This is a genomic window from Paracoccus onchidii (assembly GCF_028294535.1).
Taxonomy (GTDB): Bacteria; Pseudomonadota; Alphaproteobacteria; order Rhodobacterales; family Rhodobacteraceae; genus Paracoccus; species Paracoccus onchidii.
On record NZ_JAQBIE010000039.1, the window covers coordinates 1 to 17,404 of the forward strand.

A 17,404-nucleotide genomic window follows, 5' to 3' on the forward strand; every position below is an offset into this window, starting at 1 on the left:
GCAAAGGGCAGATCGCAGTAAACGGCGCAACCGCATGCCAGATCTTCGCGGAGCTCGCAGGATGATTCTGTCCGAAGATCAGCCTATGCCGAAACTCGGAAAAGTTTGCGACAGAACCGTCTGACGCCAGACCACCCCGGCCTTCCCGTAGAGGAGCAATGGATCATCGTCGGGGCGCGGTTGCAGAACCTGCTGTTGGCCGCTTTGTCACTCGAACTGCATGCCAAGCCGTTGAGCGGCAAACGAATGCGTTCCAGAGTACTCCGGGACGCCTTTCACCTGTCTGCCGACATGCATCTGGCTGCCTTTGTTGTTCTCGGTCGCCACAATGGCCCACGAACTGAGAGGCCTAGGCGCGATGCTTCGGAAATCTTGCAGACATGGTGCCCTGACTAGAAATCAGCTTCGCCTCAGGACAAGCAGTGCGATGAGCGAAGCGACACCGATGCCTGCTGTCGCGTTGCCGTTAATTGGGGTCATCCTCAATTTGAGTGTTTTACTCTCCGGTAAACCCGGGGCGGTTCACGGTTCGCTTTCCCGGTTGACAATGCCGCAATCAGAGAACCGGCCAGCGGCATTGTCAAGCGCCGCAACGAAAAGGCCTGACAGAAGACTGCACACCATCACACGTCAACGAACGTCAGAAACTTCTTGCCAAACGGACGGCAACCACAGAAGGGCTACGCGATACTCCGTATTGAGTTGGAAATTACCTGTGGCCTTCGAACAGCGGGCGGCTTAACATGAGCATCTGACTGGAACAGAACCAGTGCAGGTCCAACCAGATACATGCCGCCCGCGCCGATCAGTTCTTGGTCTTGTATTCGGACAGGTTGTTCGGGGTGACCAGCTCGAAGGGCACGGCCACGCGCTGATCATAATCTTCGTCGCGAATGATCTTGAGTATCGTGTCCAATGCGCCCTGCGCCTGTCCCTTGGCCGATTGATAAACAGTCACATCCAATTCGCCCGCGTCCATAGCCACCAGCGCATCCTGGGTCGCGTCGACCCCGGCGACGATCACCTCGTCCATCGGAATACCAGCCGATTTCAGCGCCTGGACTGCCCCGAGTGCCATTTCATCGTTATTCGCGATGATGGCATCCGGCTTCAGCCCTGTGGTCATCCAGTTTGTCATCAGGTCCAATGCCGGCGTCCGCATCCAGTTCGCGGCCTGCTGGTCAAGAACCGTGATCCCGTTGCAATCCTCGCCCGCCAGAACCTCTTCGGTTGCCTTGGTGCGGCCGCGCTGGCCGGTGGTGCCCAGTTGCCCCATCAGGATGACGGCTTCGCCCTCGCCACCCATCAGCTTGCAGACTTCGCGGGTCTGAAGGCGCCCGGCCTGTTCCTCATCCGATCCGACCCATGCCTGATCGGCGGGAAATTCTGCCATATTGGCCGGCAGCATGTTCACGAAGACCAGCGGCACGTCATATTGCGCGGCCATCTCCGACATGGCCCGGCCTGAATCCGCATCCACCAGCATAGTGATGATGCCATCGACCCCCGATGCCGCGAAACTCTGGATCTGCGACTGCTGGCGCGCGATGTCACCCTGGGCATCTTCCATCTGCACCTCGACACCCAATTCTTCAGCATGGCTAGAGATATTGTGACGCAGCACCGTCAGGAAGTTGTCGTCGAACAGTGACATCGCAACGCCGATCCTTTCGGCATACGCGGCGCCGGCCATCAAGGCACAAATGGCCGAAGCGGTCAGAATCTTCTTCATGTGATTTCCTCCAGTTGGCTTGAAATAACTCGCTTCCGGCTGCGGACATGATTGTTCCGACAGGGGAACGGTCAGGTTCCCTCTGGTTCTGTCTGCCCTGTGAGCTTCCTCACCTGCCGTCCGGATGCGTCCTGCGAACCACCCTTTCCGGGCAATCCGTCTCCCCCAAAAGTACAGTCCGAAGCTGCACCTTCCAGTTCACGGTAGCGGGCGAACCCCCGTTTCGCCACGAATATTGCTGAATATTCTCATCGCCATATACGCTCTATATTATTGATCTAAATCAATGTTATTCGCCTCCGCTCGCGGCCAAAGCGGCAACCAACCGGCGTTGATATGCCGGAACATTCAGTGCTTTGCTTCCCGCCGCCGAGGCGACGGAAATCAATTCTGCTACACGATCAACAATGACAAAAGTGCGAGCCGAGAGCCGTCAGATAGCTGTTCGATGCCCCTGCATATATTCATATTGATGCGAATAGATCTCGATAACATTGCCAAAGGGATCGGTGCAGTAGCACATCAGATAGGGCTGATCAGCCCCACGCTCGGGCCAGATATCGGAGATCTGCTTCCCGCCGGTTGCGACGATCCTGTCGACTAGGCCCCCCACGTCGGGATCCGTCACACAGATGTGGAAAAATCCTCCGCGCCAGAATTCGACTTTGTGATCGGGCTTCTGATAGGCGGGATCAACCGGCTGGAACAGTTCCAGGCCAACGCTGTTTGCGGTGCTCATATGCGCCTGACGCAGATGTCTGAGGTTCTTTCCCAGAACATTAAGGACCTGAGCACCATTTGGACCGTCGTCACGCAGATCAAAGGGGCCTGCAACCAGGGTAAATCCCATGACATTCGAATACCACGCTATCGCGGTTTCTAGTTCGGGAACCACGATACCCACGTGATTTAAAGCTATTGGACAGCTCATATATTATCTCTCCCATATACCGCATATCAATGATCCATTCAGATCGGCCGATACCTCCTAATATTGAGCCGATGGATCACAATATACTTCCCCGTCTTGAAACAGATCGAATTCGGACATGACTTCCGGCCTGCTTGCGAGAGGATGCGTCGATCTCTGGAATAGATACTGCAACCGATTGCATTCCATTTCCAGATCTATTTTGCACAAGTCGTCAAAAACTTGGATCGCGTTCAAGCCCTGCCTGAATCATTCGCGCGGATCATATAGATGAATACCGCGACAGGCAGCCCCACCGACAAGGCTGCGCATCCCGTCCTCGGGACTCCGCGCCCTTCAGGATGGGGGCAAGATCACCGGCCCTGGGAATGAACGACGTCCTGCCAGGTGCCACTTTCCGCCGAACGCAGCGCAGCATCGGTAACCTGCATAACCGCGAGCCCATCCTCGAAGGTCGGCCAAACCGGTTGCTGGGCGTGGATCGCGGTCAGGAAATCCTTGGCCTCGATGATGATCTGATCCTGATAACCCGTGCCATGGCCCGGCCCGAGGCAGAATGGCTTGTAGTCGGGATGCGTCGGCCCGGTCAGAATCTTGGTAAACCCACGATTTTCCTCGGGGCCATCCATCCGATAAAGCCAGATCGCGTTTTGATCCTCTTGATCGAAACGGATCGACCCCTTAGTGCCAAAGATTTCATAGGAATAGCCGTTCTTTCGCCCGGTCGCGACCCGCGATGCAAAGATATGTCCCATGGCGCCGCTGGCAAAGCGACACATCATCTGTACTTGATCGTCATTGGTGACGACCCCCCCGGGGCGATTCTTGTGGACGGTTTCCATTTCGGCAATGACGCGATCAATCGGACCCATCAGCGCCAGTGCCGCGTTGAGAATATGCGGGGCAAGATCGCCGATGCAGCCATTGGCCATGCCGTCAGTGCGCCAATGGATTGGCAAATTCGGCTCCGAGAGGAAGTCCTCGGTCATTTCTGCACGGAACCAGGTCGGATCGCCGATGACGCCGTCCTTTACAAGCTTGCGCACATGCTGCGTCGCAGGCGTGCGCACATAGTTGTAGCCGACCATATTCGTGTGACCCTGTGCGGCGCGGACCATGGCCTCGCTGTCTTCCAGCGATACGCCCATGGGCTTTTCACACATCACCGGCTTGCCAAGGGCAAAGGCGGCCTCGGCAATATCGCGATGATATTTTTGGGGAGTGGCAATGATGATCGCCTCGACACGCTCGTCGGCGACAAGCTGACGCCAGTCCGAGGTCGCGCGGGCAAAGCCAAAGCTCTGGCGATAGCCTTCGGCAGACTCATCGCTTGACGCGCAGATCATTTCCAGACGCGGACGCAAGGGCGTATCAAAGACCGCAGCCACCGAAGCCATGGCGACGGAATGCGCCTTGCCCATATAGCCGCCACCAACGATTCCAATCCCAATCTCTGCCTTGGTCATGTCAGCTCCTCCTCCTCAGAAAGCACTTGCAATCGGTTGCATATTCTGTAGCGGCATATGCCTTACCGCACAAGCGACAATCTGGCGGCATCTGTGAACCTCTGAATTCATGGGATGAACTGCCTTCCCACCAACCCGTTGCTACGGCTTTGTCAGGTTGCAGACGGTCCGATCGCCGAATAGCGAAGGGACTTTGTCAAGTTGCTAGGTCCTGAGGGGATCGTCAAGTTATTGCCCTTTCCGGGTCGGCTGGGTAGCTCCGGGCGATCATCATTCAGATTTTCGCACCGCGCCTGAAAGGCCACCACTTTCCGCGCTCCATCATTTCCTACGCGGTCCGGGTGTATTATCGCTTCTCGCGTGGCCTGCGTGATGTCGAGGATCTGCTGGCCGCGCGTGGCATCGTGGTGAGCTATGAGGCGATCCGGGCATGGGTGGAGAAATTCGGGCCGCAGATCGCGAAACGGGTCCGGGCTGCGCGCCCGCGGCGCGCCGACAAATGGCATCTGGACGAGGTGGTGATCATGATCAACGGCGTGCGACACTGGCTGTGGCGAGCCGTGGACAAAAACGGCGAAGTCCTCGATATCCTCATGCAGACGCGCCGCAATGCGCGGGCGGCGCAGCGTTTCATTTTACGGCTGATCGCCCGCTGGGGGAGCCCCGCGTCATCGTGACGGACAAACTGCGCAGCTACGGCGCGGCCCTGCGGAAGCTCGGGCTGAACGTGGATCACCGGGCGCACAAGGGGCTGAACAATCGTATCGAGGGGTCGCACAGACCCACGCGAAAGCGCGAGAAAATCCAGGGCCGGTTCAAATCGGCAAGACAGGCGCAAAGGTTCCTCTCCGCCCACGATGAAATCGCCAACCTGTTCCACCCTCGCTGCCACAAGATGACCGCCTCCGCATACCGTCAGAACCTCGCCACCGCGTTCGAGCGCTGTAACGACTGCGCGAACAGCATGGCCCCGTGAAAGGCGGTAGCGCACAGCCACCTTCGACACCGGACAACAACTTGGCGATCCCCGCTCAGGTATCCGGTGCAGTAGCGGGCCGGAATGTTCATGCATCGGCACAGGGCGATGGCGAGATGGGGCCGCTCGGGCGACCAGAGATACGGCGGCCCCGGTCCGCCTCCGATGTCGTGGGTCCGCGGGGCGTGGCGTCCTCAAGCGGCGGCAAGGCACGGTCGATATCACGGGGAATCCGTTCCTGCAGAAGCAGTTCGCTGGCATGGACCATCGGTTCATGGTGGAACCTCTGGCGCATCAGGCCGCCGGTCAAGGCGTTGGCGATGGCCACGATGGTCATCCCTTGATGATGGGCCATGTAGCTTTGCACCACGGCAACGCGGCGGCCCGGCAGCACACGGTCGGGGGTGAAGTCGAGTGCTTCATAGAAGCCACAGACCCCAAGCCCACCTATGGCCTCCAGGTCCTCGTAGTTCCGCCGTGCAGCACCGGGATTCAGCATCGCGGCCAGCCCGGTCGCATAGGGCGCGATCACCAGATCCCCGGCAAGCCCGCGCTTGAGCCCAAGTCCCGGCACACCGAAGGTGGAATACTGATAGTTGAAATCCACATCCCGTGCGTTGAAGCCGGATTCCGAAATGCCCCAAGGGATGCCTTGCGCCCGTCCGTAGGCGATCTGTCTCTCGACGACCAGTCGACAGGTGTGACCCAGCTGACCGCCTTCGGGTTCTCGCATCACCAGTCCAGGCATCAGGTATTCGAACATCGAGCCGGCCCAACTTCGACGTCGATCAATGCGATAAGCGGCGCATCCTCCGGCATGTGCTTTCCGGGGGCATCCAGTCCATCGGTCAGGATGGCAAAAGAAACGTCTCCCTGTGCGCCCGAGAGATAATGTACCTCCAGCCCTTCGAGCTGTTCGGTCAGCTCTGCGCCATTTGTCAGCATTGTCGGCACAACCACGAGCGTGCGTAGTGAAGACGGCACGCCGCTCTCAAGTGCCAGTCCCGGAAGTGCCGTGGCAGGTACGGTCCAGGCCACCATGCGATCAACGATAAGTTGAGCGACGGCACTGGTCGGGATGACCCCCGCGAAAAGCCAGAGCGCGAGCACAGTCCACGGCACGGATGGGCCGGAAAGAGCCACCAGACTCCATGCGCTCAGCGCGAGCAGCCCAAGAGTGACACAAAGAATGCTGCCAAGGTATATTGGGAGACCGGGTCGGAACTGCGGGCGATGCCATCCTCTGTATCGATAGCCGATCTGGCGTTCGAACGCCTCCCGGCCCTCGGCGAGGAGATGCCAGCCCGGATCGCTCCACCGCAGGGTTTCCGCCTCGGAAATCCGGTGGCCATCCGCTTCCGGCACAGCTACAGCGGTCGCCAGCACCTGCTCGGCCAAATCCAATTCGCTGTAGTCGCTGTGACGAGCGAGATCCTCGAGGGCATCGCGATACAGGTTGCGGCTGGCGAAATCCATCGCGGAAAATCCAGGATGCTCACGCAGCTTCGCATCGACCAGGCTGACACTTTCAAAGAGCTCTGGCCAGTCCGTTTCTGCGACCGTGCGCAGGCTGGTGATGACGTTTCGAACGGTGACGTTCGAGGCGCCCTGACGCTCCTGTGCATGCCGCACTGCCAGATCGACATTCGACCCCTGCTCGATCAGCCGATCCTCCAGCCAGCCGATGGCCGGTGTCGTGACAGGGTCGCAGTCACGTAGCCGCTTCGCCAACTGCGCGGCAAAGATCTCAGAAAGGGGCTCGGACGCGCCAATATCTGCAGGCATCCCGATCCCGGTCTGGCCGGCCTCCAGGAGCCGATCCGCAAAAGCATCCGCCGAGAGGCGCATCCTGTGACCGAAGGTGATCTGGTCGGCCAGCCAGACCGCGTGAGCGATGATCTCGGGCGGGAAGCGGTGGCGTTTGTAGCTGATCGAGGGCTGGCTCGTGCATTTCGATTACGCTGATGTCGGCACACCGACAACCGACGCCGAGTTTAGGTGACAACACCCGGATGGCTTTAAGAGCAAACTTGGCCTTGAACTCCGCCGAATCGCGTTTCCGATTCGTCATCTGGGAGTGTGCCTTCGTCAGTCGCTACAGCTTAGCAACTCCTCCGAAATCTCGCGACCACCTCATGCTAAGCCTAACGGCTTTGACCTTAACGGCCCGATCAAACGTCGCACGCCCCAGGATCTTCTCGAAAAATACCCGGGTTTGTAAAAAGATCTTGCGCCATCGCTCGATTCGCGGCCATATTCACGAAAAAGCGCGGCAAGACGGCAATTTCCGTGAACACGTCGCAAACACGAGGCGAGTATGGGCAGTAGTTTCGCAGAGGACAACCTGAATGCGGTTATTCGACAGCATTCAGAGCTGATTGCAAATCAGCTGCATGCGCAGCGTGAAAACCTGTTTCCGCCCGACGCACACAAGCAGATGCGTAAATTCACCTCGGGCGAAGCCGCGACGCTACTGGGTGTAAATGACAGCTATCTCCGCAAGCTGCATTTGGAAGGCAAAGGCCCCTCGCCTGCCCTGACCAGCGGCAATCGTCGGCTATATTCAGCAGAAGATATTCAGGAACTGCGTGTTCTGCTTGAAAAAACTGCACGAAATCAAGGAGATTACCTGCCGGGTCGTCGAGAAGGCGACCACATGCAAGTGATCGGCGTGATGAATTTCAAAGGTGGTTCGGCCAAAACCACAACCGCTGCACATCTTTCACAGCGCCTTGCCCTGAAAGGCTATCGCGTGCTGGCAATTGATCTTGACCCGCAGGCCTCCCTGACCGCGTTGCACGGTGTGCAGCCCGAATACGACCTGCCCGACGGCGGCACGATTTACGATGCGATCCGCTATCAGGACCCTGCCCCCATTCACGAGGTCATTCGCAAGACCTATATGCCGAATCTGGATCTGATCCCCGGCAATCTTGAACTTATGGAGTTCGAGCACGAAACTCCACGTGCGCTGGCCCAAGGCAATGCGGGCCTATTCTTTTTCCGCGTGCGGGAAGCGCTGGCCCAGATCGACGATAACTACGATGTCGTGGTAATCGACTGCCCACCGCAACTTGGCTTCCTGACCATGTCGGCTTTGTCTGCGGCAACTGGCGTGTTGGTGACGATCCATCCTGAGATGCTGGATGTCATGTCCATGAGCCAGTTCCTCCGCATGACAGCGGATCTCATGGATGTCATCGCGGAAAGCGGGGCGGATATGTCCCATGACTGGATGCGCTACCTTCTGACACGCTACGAACCTACGGATGCCCCGCAAAACCGCATCGTCGCGTTCCTGCGCACCATGTATGGCGACAAGGTGTTGAACGCCCCCATGTTGAAATCCACCGCGATCTCGGATGCCGGCCTTACCAAGCAGACGCTCTATGAGGTGGAACGCTCGGCTTTTACGCGCACGACCTATGACCGTGCAATCGAAAGCCTGAATGCCGTGAATGACGAAATCGCACAATTGATACAGAAAACCTGGGGGCGCGGATGAGTGAAAGCCGCAAGAAACGTTTGGCCGCACTGGACGGTTTGGCACAGGCCGGGACCGCTGCACCGCCCTCGATGATGGGCAGCAACCGAGCGCTACGTTCGGCACGCAATGCCGTAGACAGTCATCGCATCTGGGAATTGAACCCCGACCAGATTCAAGACGACCGTAAAGCCGACCGGATGGAGCCGGGAGACATCGAAGATCTGCGCCAATCGATTGAATCCATTGGTCAAACGGTGCCAATCCTCGTGCGGCGTGACCCGAATGACAACGATCGCTACCTTCTGGTTTACGGGCGTCGCCGTCTGGAAGCCGTGCGGGCGTCGAATCAGGTCGCGAAAGTTCGCGCCATGATCGCATCAATGGACGATCGCGAAGCGATCAGCGCACAAGCATCTGAAAATACTGCAAGGCGTGACCTCAGCTTCATCGAGCGCGCCCTGTTCGCCCAACAGCTTCTCGAAAGCGGTTACGGCACCCAAACCGAGGTCGCAGAGGTGCTCAACGTCACAAAATCAGCGATTTCAATGTCACTTTCTGTGGCGCGGGCGGTCGACAACCAGCTTGCGCAGGCCATTGGCCCTGCGCATGGCGTCGGGCGCCCCCGTTGGGAGTCGCTGGTCAATGACCTGACCGAAACCGCCGAAAACATGGATGATCTCATTTCGCTCGCATCGCGGGTCCGCCAGGAAACATCGCCTGATGTTGCGGATCCATCGGTTACAGCGTTCGATGCAGTAAGCCGACGTTTACGGAAAAGGCCGAAACCTGACACGGCCAGTGCGCCGCTTAGTCAGAAGATCACGCTAGGGAAAGTAGCGACGGGAAGAATCAACCGTACCAGCGATGGAATCCGCTTGAACATCAAGACAAGTGACAAGGAATTTGCCGATTGGATCGCCCAAGAGGTTTCCGGATCACTGGAAGATCTTCACACCCGATGGAAAAAGCGGGGCTGAAGAAAAGGCCAGCAGAAACAAAAAAGGAGGCACAGGCAAGCCAAAGAAAAAGGCCCCGCAAGACACCAATCTCACGAGACCCTTTGATCGTAGCAAGTCCAAGGTAGTCTTCCGAGTCGTCACCTGCAAGTCCATTTGCGATTTTCAGGGCGGGATTTCTTTGTCTTCGTGACATTTTTCATGACTTATCACGCGATAGCGCCTTTCGGGCGAATGATCGACCCTGCGCAAATGCAGGAAGCACAGGAATTGTGCAAAATGCAGATGCCCGCAGGTGTCGACAAATGGCAATTGCTCCGCGAGCTTTCGGTCGCACGGAAGGAGTTCGGGCTAAGCGATCGTGACCTGACGGTGTTGCAGGCATTGCTCAGCTTCTACCCAAGCGCACAGTTCGACATGCCCGACCGAATGATCATCCATGCCTCGAACGCGACAATCTGTGAACGACTTCACGGCATGCCCTGTTCGACAATGCGCCGTCATCTGGCAAAGCTCGTCGATAGTGGCCTGCTGATCCGCCGTGACAGCCCCAACGGCAAACGGTATGTGCGGCGTACCGCATCTGGCAACAGGGCTTTTGGCATCGATCTGACCCCCCTGCCCCACCTTTTCGAACATATTACCCAAACCGCTGCGCGGATTCGGGCTGAAGCCGCTGAACTAGGCATGCAAAGGGAGACCGCCAGTCTGATGCGCCGGGATTTGATAAACGCCTTGCAAAGCGCACATGACCTGCCAACCGAGCTGGCGTCAGATCTTTCCGAAGTCATCGAGATGTCGGGAAAAGCGTTGCGCCGCAAGCAAAATCTCAAGCAAGTGAACGACCTAAAATCTTTGTTGTCCGAAAGCTTGGATCTAATTGGATTCGTAAATACCCCATCCACTTCAGAACAATTGAGCACCAACCAGCCCCAAAATGAGCAGCACATTCAGAATACAAATAAAGATTACTTTGAATCTAGCGGGCTAAAGAACACGTCTAACGCTCAGATTGCACTTCCCCCACTGGATGATATCTTGTCTTCATGCAAAGAAATGCAAACGATGACGGCTAATCATATCGAGAACTGGGATGACTTTCATACCGCTGCGGAACACCTCTACCCTGCCATGGGCATAGGTAGCCATGTCTGGTTTGAAGCAAAGAAATCCATGGGCCTGTCAATTGCGTCTCTCGCACTCGCAGCCATTCTGGAACGGTTTAACAACATTCGCTCCCCTAGCGCCTATATGAGAACCTTGGCTGCCAAGGCGGCAAAAGGTCAATTTTCCATCGGGCCAATGATCAAAGCGCTTGCGAGACCTTCCTGTCAGACAAGTTCACAGTTGTGAACTTGTAATACGGCGCATCTTAGGCCTCTCATGAACAGGAGCGACACCGAAAAAATAGCAAACAAGTGAACCCGTTAGCCATTATGGCGTCGACCTCTCAGGAAGCAATATCCAGGTGGCAATAATCGAGCTTTCTCAGGCGTTTGGTATGGACATTGGCAACAGGCCTCCATCCGGCAAGAAATTTAGACCGCGAGCTTTGATTTTGCTGGCTGCCAATAAGACTCTGGTTCGACGCATTTCCAGCGTGCCCATTTCATAGGCTTGTTCAGCCTAGCTGGCAACGGTCCAAGGCCTGATTGAGCTACTCCCCATCTCTTGGACAGGATCTGGCGTAATTTAAGCTACTCGTTGCACCTGCTGATCAGGTTGGTTGATGTCAATTTTCTACCAATAGACCAGCGCAGGAGGCTGGCCGCCTAGAGCTGAATGCGGGCGCTGGTGGTTGTAAAAGGTCATCCATTTCTGGATGGCCGCTTTTGTCTCCGATCCGGTTTCCCAAGCATGCAAGTAAACGTATTCGTATTTCAGAGTGCGCCACAGCTGCTCGATGAAAGCGTTGTCGAGGAACCGACCTTTCCCGTCCACCGAGATGCGCACGCCGGATCGGCGGGGCCGTTCGGACCAGGCGAAGGATGTGAACTGGGATCCTTGATCCGTATTCATGGGTGGGCCGAACTTGTGGATGGCCTCGTTCAGCGCCTCGGCACAGAAGTCGGCCTCCAGCGTCTTCGAGATCCGCCAGGACAGAACCTTGCGGATGTGCCAGTCCATGACCGCTACGAGGTAGAGTAACCCGCGCCGCATGGGCAGGGAGGTGATATCCGAGCACCAGACGCGGGTATCGAACGTTCCACCCGCAGCCCTCTCAGCAGGTAGGGATAGGTCTTGTGGCCCTTCGCCGGCCTACTCGTGGTGGGCTTCTGGTAAATCGGCATCAACCCCAACATGAGATACCCAGACCCGACATTCTTTGACGAATGGAAGTCCAGCGATCTTTGGAGGCCTTCTGCCTAACGCTCTTCTCCAGTCTGGCGAGTTCAAGCCGCGAGGCCGAGCGAACGCGTAGCATGCGCTTCGTTGCTGCTTCCAACAGCGTATTGGTTCCACGACAGATCACGACAGGCGGCAAAGCCGAGCGGATCGGCATCTCGAAGCATGGTAGTCGATATTTGTGCAAGCTATTCATCCACGGTGCCAGAAGGGTGCTGCATCTCGTGCGTGACAGGACGTCGCCAATAACGTCCTGAAGGAACGAGCCCATGTGAACGTCGCGGCGGTCGCCATGGCCAACAAGAAGGCACGTATAGCTTGGCTGTTTTTACGAAGGGCGAGAGATTTCGGCCGAATAGCCATGAGCTGCCTGTAGTCTGGCAAACGCCCAACCGGACGAAGGAATCTGCGAGCGAGGAGGAGATGGACCAACGACCGATCGGCGTTCTGTAAGTCTGACGGGGAGTATGGCCCCCGAGAAGATGGCGGTTCACGTCGGCGTGTGAAGTTGGCGCCGTTGTGAGGCACTTCAGAGTACCTGCCCGAGATGGCTGCGCCGGAGGCGATGTTCAGAACCACTCAGAAAACGCCTGGACCTGTTCAAACAAATCGAACCACCATTCAATTCAGTACATATGTTGGGTAGATACGTTACCTTAGGAACCCGAGCTTTTCAGCGCGTTTCAACAGAACTTTGACAGAGGATGGTTGCCAGCGGGTGCGACCGCGCGGGGTACGCTCACGCATAGATTCCAATCGATCGCAAATTGCCTGCATTGTAATCTCGGGGTCGCCGCCTTTGATTGCTGCGACAATCGCCGGCAGGCGATCGTTGGTTTCTCGACGTTCAGCGCGCCCTAGCACCGTCTCGGACAAGAACCCGTCGCGCACATATGCCTTAACAGCGCGGAGCAATCGGCTTTGGGTCCAGCGCCGGTCATGGGGTAGGGGGCTATTGATGATCCGCAGGACGTCTTCCCAGGCCATATCGGGACGAAGTCGGCGCACATGCGGCACCCACTCTTGCGCAGTCTTGCTCAAGCGCTCCATGTAGCCGTCCTGTCGCGCTAGCCGCACCTTGCGCAATGCAACGGGATCCTTGGCGCGAAGCCCGGGGTTCCCGCCCACGCGGCCCTTAGAGCGCGCCGAGGCAAGTCCCGCCTTGGTGCGTTCGCGGATCAGAGCGCGTTCAAACTCCGCCGCCGCACCCAAAACCTGTAGAGTGAACTTGCCCTGTGGTGAGGCGGTGTCTATCGGGTCCTGTAGCGAGCGGAAGAATGCCTCCTTACCTTCCAGCTTTTCAATCACCTCAAGCAAGTGCGACAAAGACCGCGCAAGCCGGTCGATCCGCACGACGACCAGCGTGTCGCCCTTGCTAATCCGCTCAAGCACGCGCGCGAGTACCGGCCGGGCACGATTGCCGCCTGAGGCGTGCTCTTCAAAGATCTCGGCGCATCCCGCAGACTGCAGGGCCTCAGACTGGGGCAGGGGGGTCTGATCCTCGGTGGAGACGCGCGCATAGCCAATAAGAGGCATGAAAACAGGCCATTTGCAATTTAAGCTGCTGGTATTAAACGACCGTTTGTAAACGATTGCAAGTGGGTGTTCTCTCGTCGTGGTGAGCACGAAAAGCCTTGTATCTATGGGCTGAAGCTCACGAGAGGCCTCCAGTGGTCGCGAAAAGAAAGGATGCTTGAACACCTCTACAGTAGAGAAACTAGAGAGGTCTCAATTTCTATCGTCAAGCGCGCAAAATAGTTTTATAAAGCGCGCATGAGAAGATTTCTCCATAGATCATGGGACGACGACGGGGTACCTCTTGAAGACCTGGAGGCGTCCGAGGACAAGGATGACGTGGATCTCTGGTTTCTGCCCGGGCCGCTCGAGGACGAGCCGGTTTACCTGCCGCCCGGACCCGCGCCCGAGGCCAGGGAATCTGAAATCGTCGATGCTTGGCGAGGGGCCGAGGCCGCGCAGGCGGCGCAGCTTGCTCGTGTCGCGGCGCGCTTGGGGATCCTTGATGAGCGCCTGCGCCGGGGCCCAGCAGGCTGGCGGCAGCGGCTCGCCCTGATCGAAGCCGCAGACCTGAGCTGGTTGACGCAGGACCGGATCGGCCTCGACCGGCTGTCGCTTTACATGGCGCTGCGGGTCTCGACCGCAACGGATGATGCGCAGGCCTTGTACCGGATCGGCTGGGCCGTGCGCCGACTGTCCGGCGGACCCGCGCTGCTGACGCTTCGGTCAGGAACGGACGACCTGGAGACCTTCCTCGATCGGCGCGACCGGCCAGGGCAGGGAGAGCATTTCGAAGAGCCAAAGGCTTCTTCTCGCGTCGTCGAGATGGCAGAGCGCGAAGCCTTCGAGGACCGGGCCGCCGGATGGCTCGCGATGATGGATCAGGCCGAAAACCTCCACCCCGTGACACGGGCCTGCATGGGCTTCCATCTCTGGCATGTCGCGGAGCTGTCGCCGATCGATGATCCGCTGGAGGCTGCGGTGACAGCGGCGCATGTCGCGATCGGCGATCTCGCTCCGTCAGGAAGCACGCCCGGCGCGATCTTTGCACCGATCGCCATGGGCGGGGGAGGGGGGGTCCGCGCGATCGGGGACCCGCCGGCACGGTTGGCGCGCTGGCTCAACGCGATGGAGAGCGCGACATTCGCAGCCCTGCGCCGGCTCGAGGAGATCGAGGCATGGGCGGCTGCCGCAGAACGAACGATGGCGCCGCTTTCGGGCAAGACGCCGCCGATGCTGCGTGACCTTTTCACAAGCTGGCCTCTGGTCTCAGTGCAAATGGCCGAGAACCTGACAGGCACGCATCGGGCAACGGTTCAGCGCAACATCGACTGGATGGTCGAGCGAGACCTCATCCGGGAGGTGACAGGGCAGGGACGATACCGGATGTGGCGGGCGGCGGTGTGAACATCACGGCAAACCGCCCACTGCGCGCCTGCCAAGTTGAGACAGTAGGCCAGAATTGTTTGCGGCGATGTCGACGCCGCTCCGGTTGACAGGTCGCCCCTCCGGCTTGCGCGAATAGCTTTGGTCTTGATGTGCTAGGGTGCCCCAAAAGCTTCGTTAAGTGGTAGTCATTGCCATTGGCTTTGTCAGGTTGTTTTCGCGCGAGCATACCTATGGGTGACCACCTGATCCCCAGATCTCGCTGACGATCACGGGCTTCCCCAGACAATTTGGCAATACCCTCAAAAGACCTCTTGCTTTCAGATGTTTACCAGACAGCCAAATCATCTGTGGGCCTGCCTATTGCGCAGGGTTCCGATACAGCCCGGATGTTTCGAATGGTCCTCGCAGAAGGGCGCAGCTTGATCGTACAACGCAATGTAATCGAAGACTGTGCTGTCGATCTGCTCAAGCACCATCGGGACTATCAGCTGCTGACATCCATCCCGGGGATCGGGCCGATCAATGCGTTGACCATCCTGGCTGAGGCCGGCGATCTGCGCCGCTTTCAGCATCACCGCCGATTCTTGAAATTCTGCGGCATGGATCTGGCGACCATCCAGTCGGGTACTTCCCGAGGCCAGACCAAGCTGTCCAAATACGGCAACGCCCGATTTCGCCGCACACTATGGATGGCCGGTCAGGTGGCGATCATGCAGCGGACCAACAGCTTCCGCGATAAATTCGAGCGTTATATCTCCAAGGATCGACAAAACACCCATGTCGCGTTGCCGTTAAATGGGGTCATCCTCAATTTGTGTGGCGCAACTATGCTGAATTTGGAGAATTCAGGAGGGATAGTTGTGAGTTCGAAGAATCACTGGTCGCCCGGGATCGATGTTGCCATTCAAAGCGTGGAGCGAAGTGAAAGCGGTGGGTGGCTTGTATTCGGCGTCTTGGCGCCCAACGGCATCTGCCCAGACTGTGGATTCCATTCACGCCGACGTCACGGCTGGCGGCGTCGGCGGCTTCAGGATTATCCCGCGCATGGAAACGGGAGTGGGCAAAACTTGGGGGTCATGCGGCTGCTCTTTGGTAGGCTCCGGTTAGCCGACCGTCGAGAACGGCGGCGCGGACAACGGCCACGCGGTGGGCTCCCTTGGGCGACCATCTCATTCGGCGACGTTTTCCCATGCGGGTGTTGCCGATGTCGTCTACGCAGCCCTCAGCCCGGGATGAAGAGATCGGAAGCCCCGCACGGTGCCGCCGACCATAGTCGGTCAGATTGTCCATGTTGTTCGCAAGGTAGGAATAGAGGTCCCGGCACCGGGCTTGCACTCGCCGAGCCGCTTCAGTCACCACACGGTCATCGGTAGGCAGCCGGGCGCAATCGAACATCAACCATTGCAGACTGGTCGTGGCCGTTAGAACTTTTCCATGCCAAAGGTACCATCGCAGTGTTTCGGCCGGACGTTTGAACAGCACTGGAATGCCGGAGAAGCTCCTGCTCTGCAGCAGGCCCTTTATGGCGTTCTCAACGTGCTGAATGCGCATCGAGATATGCCACCAGTCGAGGATGTGGCGAACCTTTCCACCGATGGTGACGCGCACGAGGTTCGGCAGGGCTGGTTCCCCGTCCGAAATTACTGTGACGGTCGGTTCGTGATCCCAACCGAGTGCCATCAAGTCCTGGCGAAGCTGGCTGGCAGGTGACAGGACCGCCTGCGGAACAAGGCCGAAGCGGCGGCACTTGTCGTGGCTTTCGACCTTCCCGACCACAACATCGAGGTGTCGCTTCTGGTATTCCGGTCGGCATCGGATATGCGCACCGTCCAGGAAAACCGTCAACGCAGACGCCTCTTCGGCGGCCGAAGGAACTACCGGCTCAGTCTGCTCGCTGTCGCAGATTTCCCGGGCTACTTTGCCCAGTCGATTGCGCACCGATGTATTCACCTGCTTCGCGCAAGGCAGAAAGGTTTCCAGGATACGCGCCGCTTCCCGGAAGGAATGGCGCGCCCCAAGTTCAGCTTGAAGGCGTCGCATTTCCGGGGTCGATCGATCAGGAAAAAAGTGCGCGAGAGGCGAAAGCGGTCCACCCAACACAACATCGGATTTTGCATTGCAGGCACAGCGACGAATGCGCGGCACCTTGACTTCGAACCTGCCGAAGAGTGTGTCGAGCACCCGCGACCGATAATCATGTATGGCCCGGACGCCATCGCAGTCGGGACAGATCCTGCTGGCTTCGGAAATCTCCTCGAACTGGTCGAGCAGGATCGCTTTCTGCAATTGCCCCAGGATCATCTTCGCATCTTCGAGCAACAACCCGAACCCCTCAGGCTGCGTGCGTCGAAACGGGCGGGACAAACAGCAGAGATGATGCCTCTTTGTGGTTCCGTTCTCAAAAGTTGTCTCTACAATAATCCGCACGTCCATGGCAGTTCCCCTCTCAATGAACCACCAGCATACACAGACACCCCCAAGTTTTGCCGGTTCTGTCGCAAACTTTTCCGAGTTTCGGCATAGGCTGATCTTCGGACAGAATCATCCTGCGAGCTCCGCGAAGATCTGGCATGCGGTTGCGCCGTTTACTGCGATCTGCCCTTTGC

The 17,404-nt window shown here is 57.9% G+C and carries 12 protein-coding genes and 4 pseudogenes; 7 read left to right on the plus strand and 9 right to left on the minus strand.

What is annotated here, in order from left to right; genetic code table 11:
* Window positions 1-805 precede the first annotated feature (805 nt).
* From PAF17_RS18720 to PAF17_RS18730, 3 genes are all read right to left on the minus strand, one after another.
* On the minus strand, window positions 806-1,732 hold the full coding sequence (locus PAF17_RS18720) for a substrate-binding domain-containing protein (RefSeq protein WP_271890612.1): 927 nt from the start codon (window positions 1,730-1,732) through the stop codon (window positions 806-808).
* Window positions 1,733-2,165: 433 nt separating this feature from the next.
* Entirely contained in the window at window positions 2,166-2,663 is a 498-nt protein-coding gene (locus tag PAF17_RS18725; RefSeq protein ID WP_271890613.1) for a VOC family protein, read from the minus strand.
* Between the two features lie 353 nt (window positions 2,664-3,016).
* The gene (locus tag PAF17_RS18730; RefSeq protein ID WP_271890614.1) at window positions 3,017-4,129 is read right to left on the minus strand and encodes a Gfo/Idh/MocA family protein; all 1,113 of its coding nucleotides are present in this window, start codon (window positions 4,127-4,129) and stop codon (window positions 3,017-3,019) included.
* A gap of 266 nt (window positions 4,130-4,395) precedes the next feature.
* Here PAF17_RS18730 and PAF17_RS18735 point away from each other — a divergent pair.
* Window positions 4,396-5,105: pseudogene (locus PAF17_RS18735) on the plus strand (IS6 family transposase).
* On the opposite strand, the gene PAF17_RS18740 reads toward PAF17_RS18735, so the two are convergent.
* From PAF17_RS18740 to PAF17_RS18750, 3 genes are read right to left on the minus strand one after another with little or no spacing between them, the layout of a single operon-like run.
* Window positions 5,045-5,197: a hypothetical protein gene (locus PAF17_RS18740; protein WP_271890615.1), complete on the minus strand. Its 153-nt coding sequence runs from the start codon at window positions 5,195-5,197 to the stop codon at window positions 5,045-5,047. The pseudogene PAF17_RS18735 and the gene PAF17_RS18740 sit on opposite strands and share 61 nt — an antisense overlap.
* Window positions 5,194-5,838, minus strand: coding sequence for a glucoamylase family protein (locus tag PAF17_RS18745; RefSeq protein WP_271890616.1), 645 nt, complete (start codon window positions 5,836-5,838; stop codon window positions 5,194-5,196). The genes PAF17_RS18740 and PAF17_RS18745 overlap by 4 nt, the downstream gene beginning before the upstream one ends.
* Window positions 5,839-5,852: 14 nt before the next feature.
* The gene (locus PAF17_RS18750; RefSeq protein WP_271890617.1) at window positions 5,853-6,890 is read right to left on the minus strand and encodes a hypothetical protein; all 1,038 of its coding nucleotides are present in this window, start codon (window positions 6,888-6,890) and stop codon (window positions 5,853-5,855) included.
* Between the two features lie 532 nt (window positions 6,891-7,422).
* Between PAF17_RS18750 and repA the strand changes: the two genes are divergently transcribed.
* The 3 genes from repA (at window position 7,423) to repC (ending at window position 10,901) form a co-directional block, all read left to right on the plus strand.
* The gene (repA, locus tag PAF17_RS18755) at window positions 7,423-8,610 is read left to right on the plus strand and encodes a plasmid partitioning protein RepA (protein WP_271890618.1); all 1,188 of its coding nucleotides are present in this window, start codon (window positions 7,423-7,425) and stop codon (window positions 8,608-8,610) included.
* Window positions 8,607-9,569: a plasmid partitioning protein RepB gene (gene repB, locus PAF17_RS18760; protein WP_271890620.1), complete on the plus strand. Its 963-nt coding sequence runs from the start codon at window positions 8,607-8,609 to the stop codon at window positions 9,567-9,569. Before repA ends, repB begins: the two co-directional genes overlap by 4 nt.
* A gap of 180 nt (window positions 9,570-9,749) precedes the next feature.
* Entirely contained in the window at window positions 9,750-10,901 is a 1,152-nt protein-coding gene (gene repC, locus PAF17_RS18765) for a plasmid replication protein RepC (RefSeq protein ID WP_271890621.1), read from the plus strand.
* A gap of 393 nt (window positions 10,902-11,294) precedes the next feature.
* Here the strand turns inward: repC and PAF17_RS18770 are convergent.
* Window positions 11,295-11,848: pseudogene (locus PAF17_RS18770) on the minus strand (IS3 family transposase); the annotation flags it as partial.
* 153 nt (window positions 11,849-12,001) lie between these two features.
* Here PAF17_RS18770 and PAF17_RS18775 point away from each other — a divergent pair.
* A pseudogene (locus PAF17_RS18775) lies at window positions 12,002-12,112 on the plus strand (transposase); the annotation flags it as partial.
* A 433-nt stretch (window positions 12,113-12,545) separates the two neighbouring features.
* On the opposite strand, the gene PAF17_RS18780 reads toward PAF17_RS18775, so the two are convergent.
* Window positions 12,546-13,430, minus strand: coding sequence for a recombinase family protein (locus PAF17_RS18780; protein ID WP_271890624.1), 885 nt, complete (start codon window positions 13,428-13,430; stop codon window positions 12,546-12,548).
* Window positions 13,431-13,667: 237 nt separating this feature from the next.
* On the opposite strand from PAF17_RS18780, the gene PAF17_RS18785 reads away from it, so the two are divergent.
* Complete coding sequence (locus PAF17_RS18785; protein WP_271890622.1) at window positions 13,668-14,816, plus strand: helix-turn-helix domain-containing protein; 1,149 nt, start codon at window positions 13,668-13,670, stop codon at window positions 14,814-14,816.
* A 284-nt stretch (window positions 14,817-15,100) separates the two neighbouring features.
* Window positions 15,101-15,580, plus strand: a pseudogene (locus PAF17_RS18790) (transposase); the annotation flags it as partial.
* Between the two features lie 292 nt (window positions 15,581-15,872).
* On the opposite strand, the gene PAF17_RS18795 reads toward PAF17_RS18790, so the two are convergent.
* Entirely contained in the window at window positions 15,873-17,231 is a 1,359-nt protein-coding gene (locus tag PAF17_RS18795) for an ISKra4 family transposase (protein WP_271890623.1), read from the minus strand.
* Window positions 17,232-17,404: the final 173 nt, after the last annotated feature.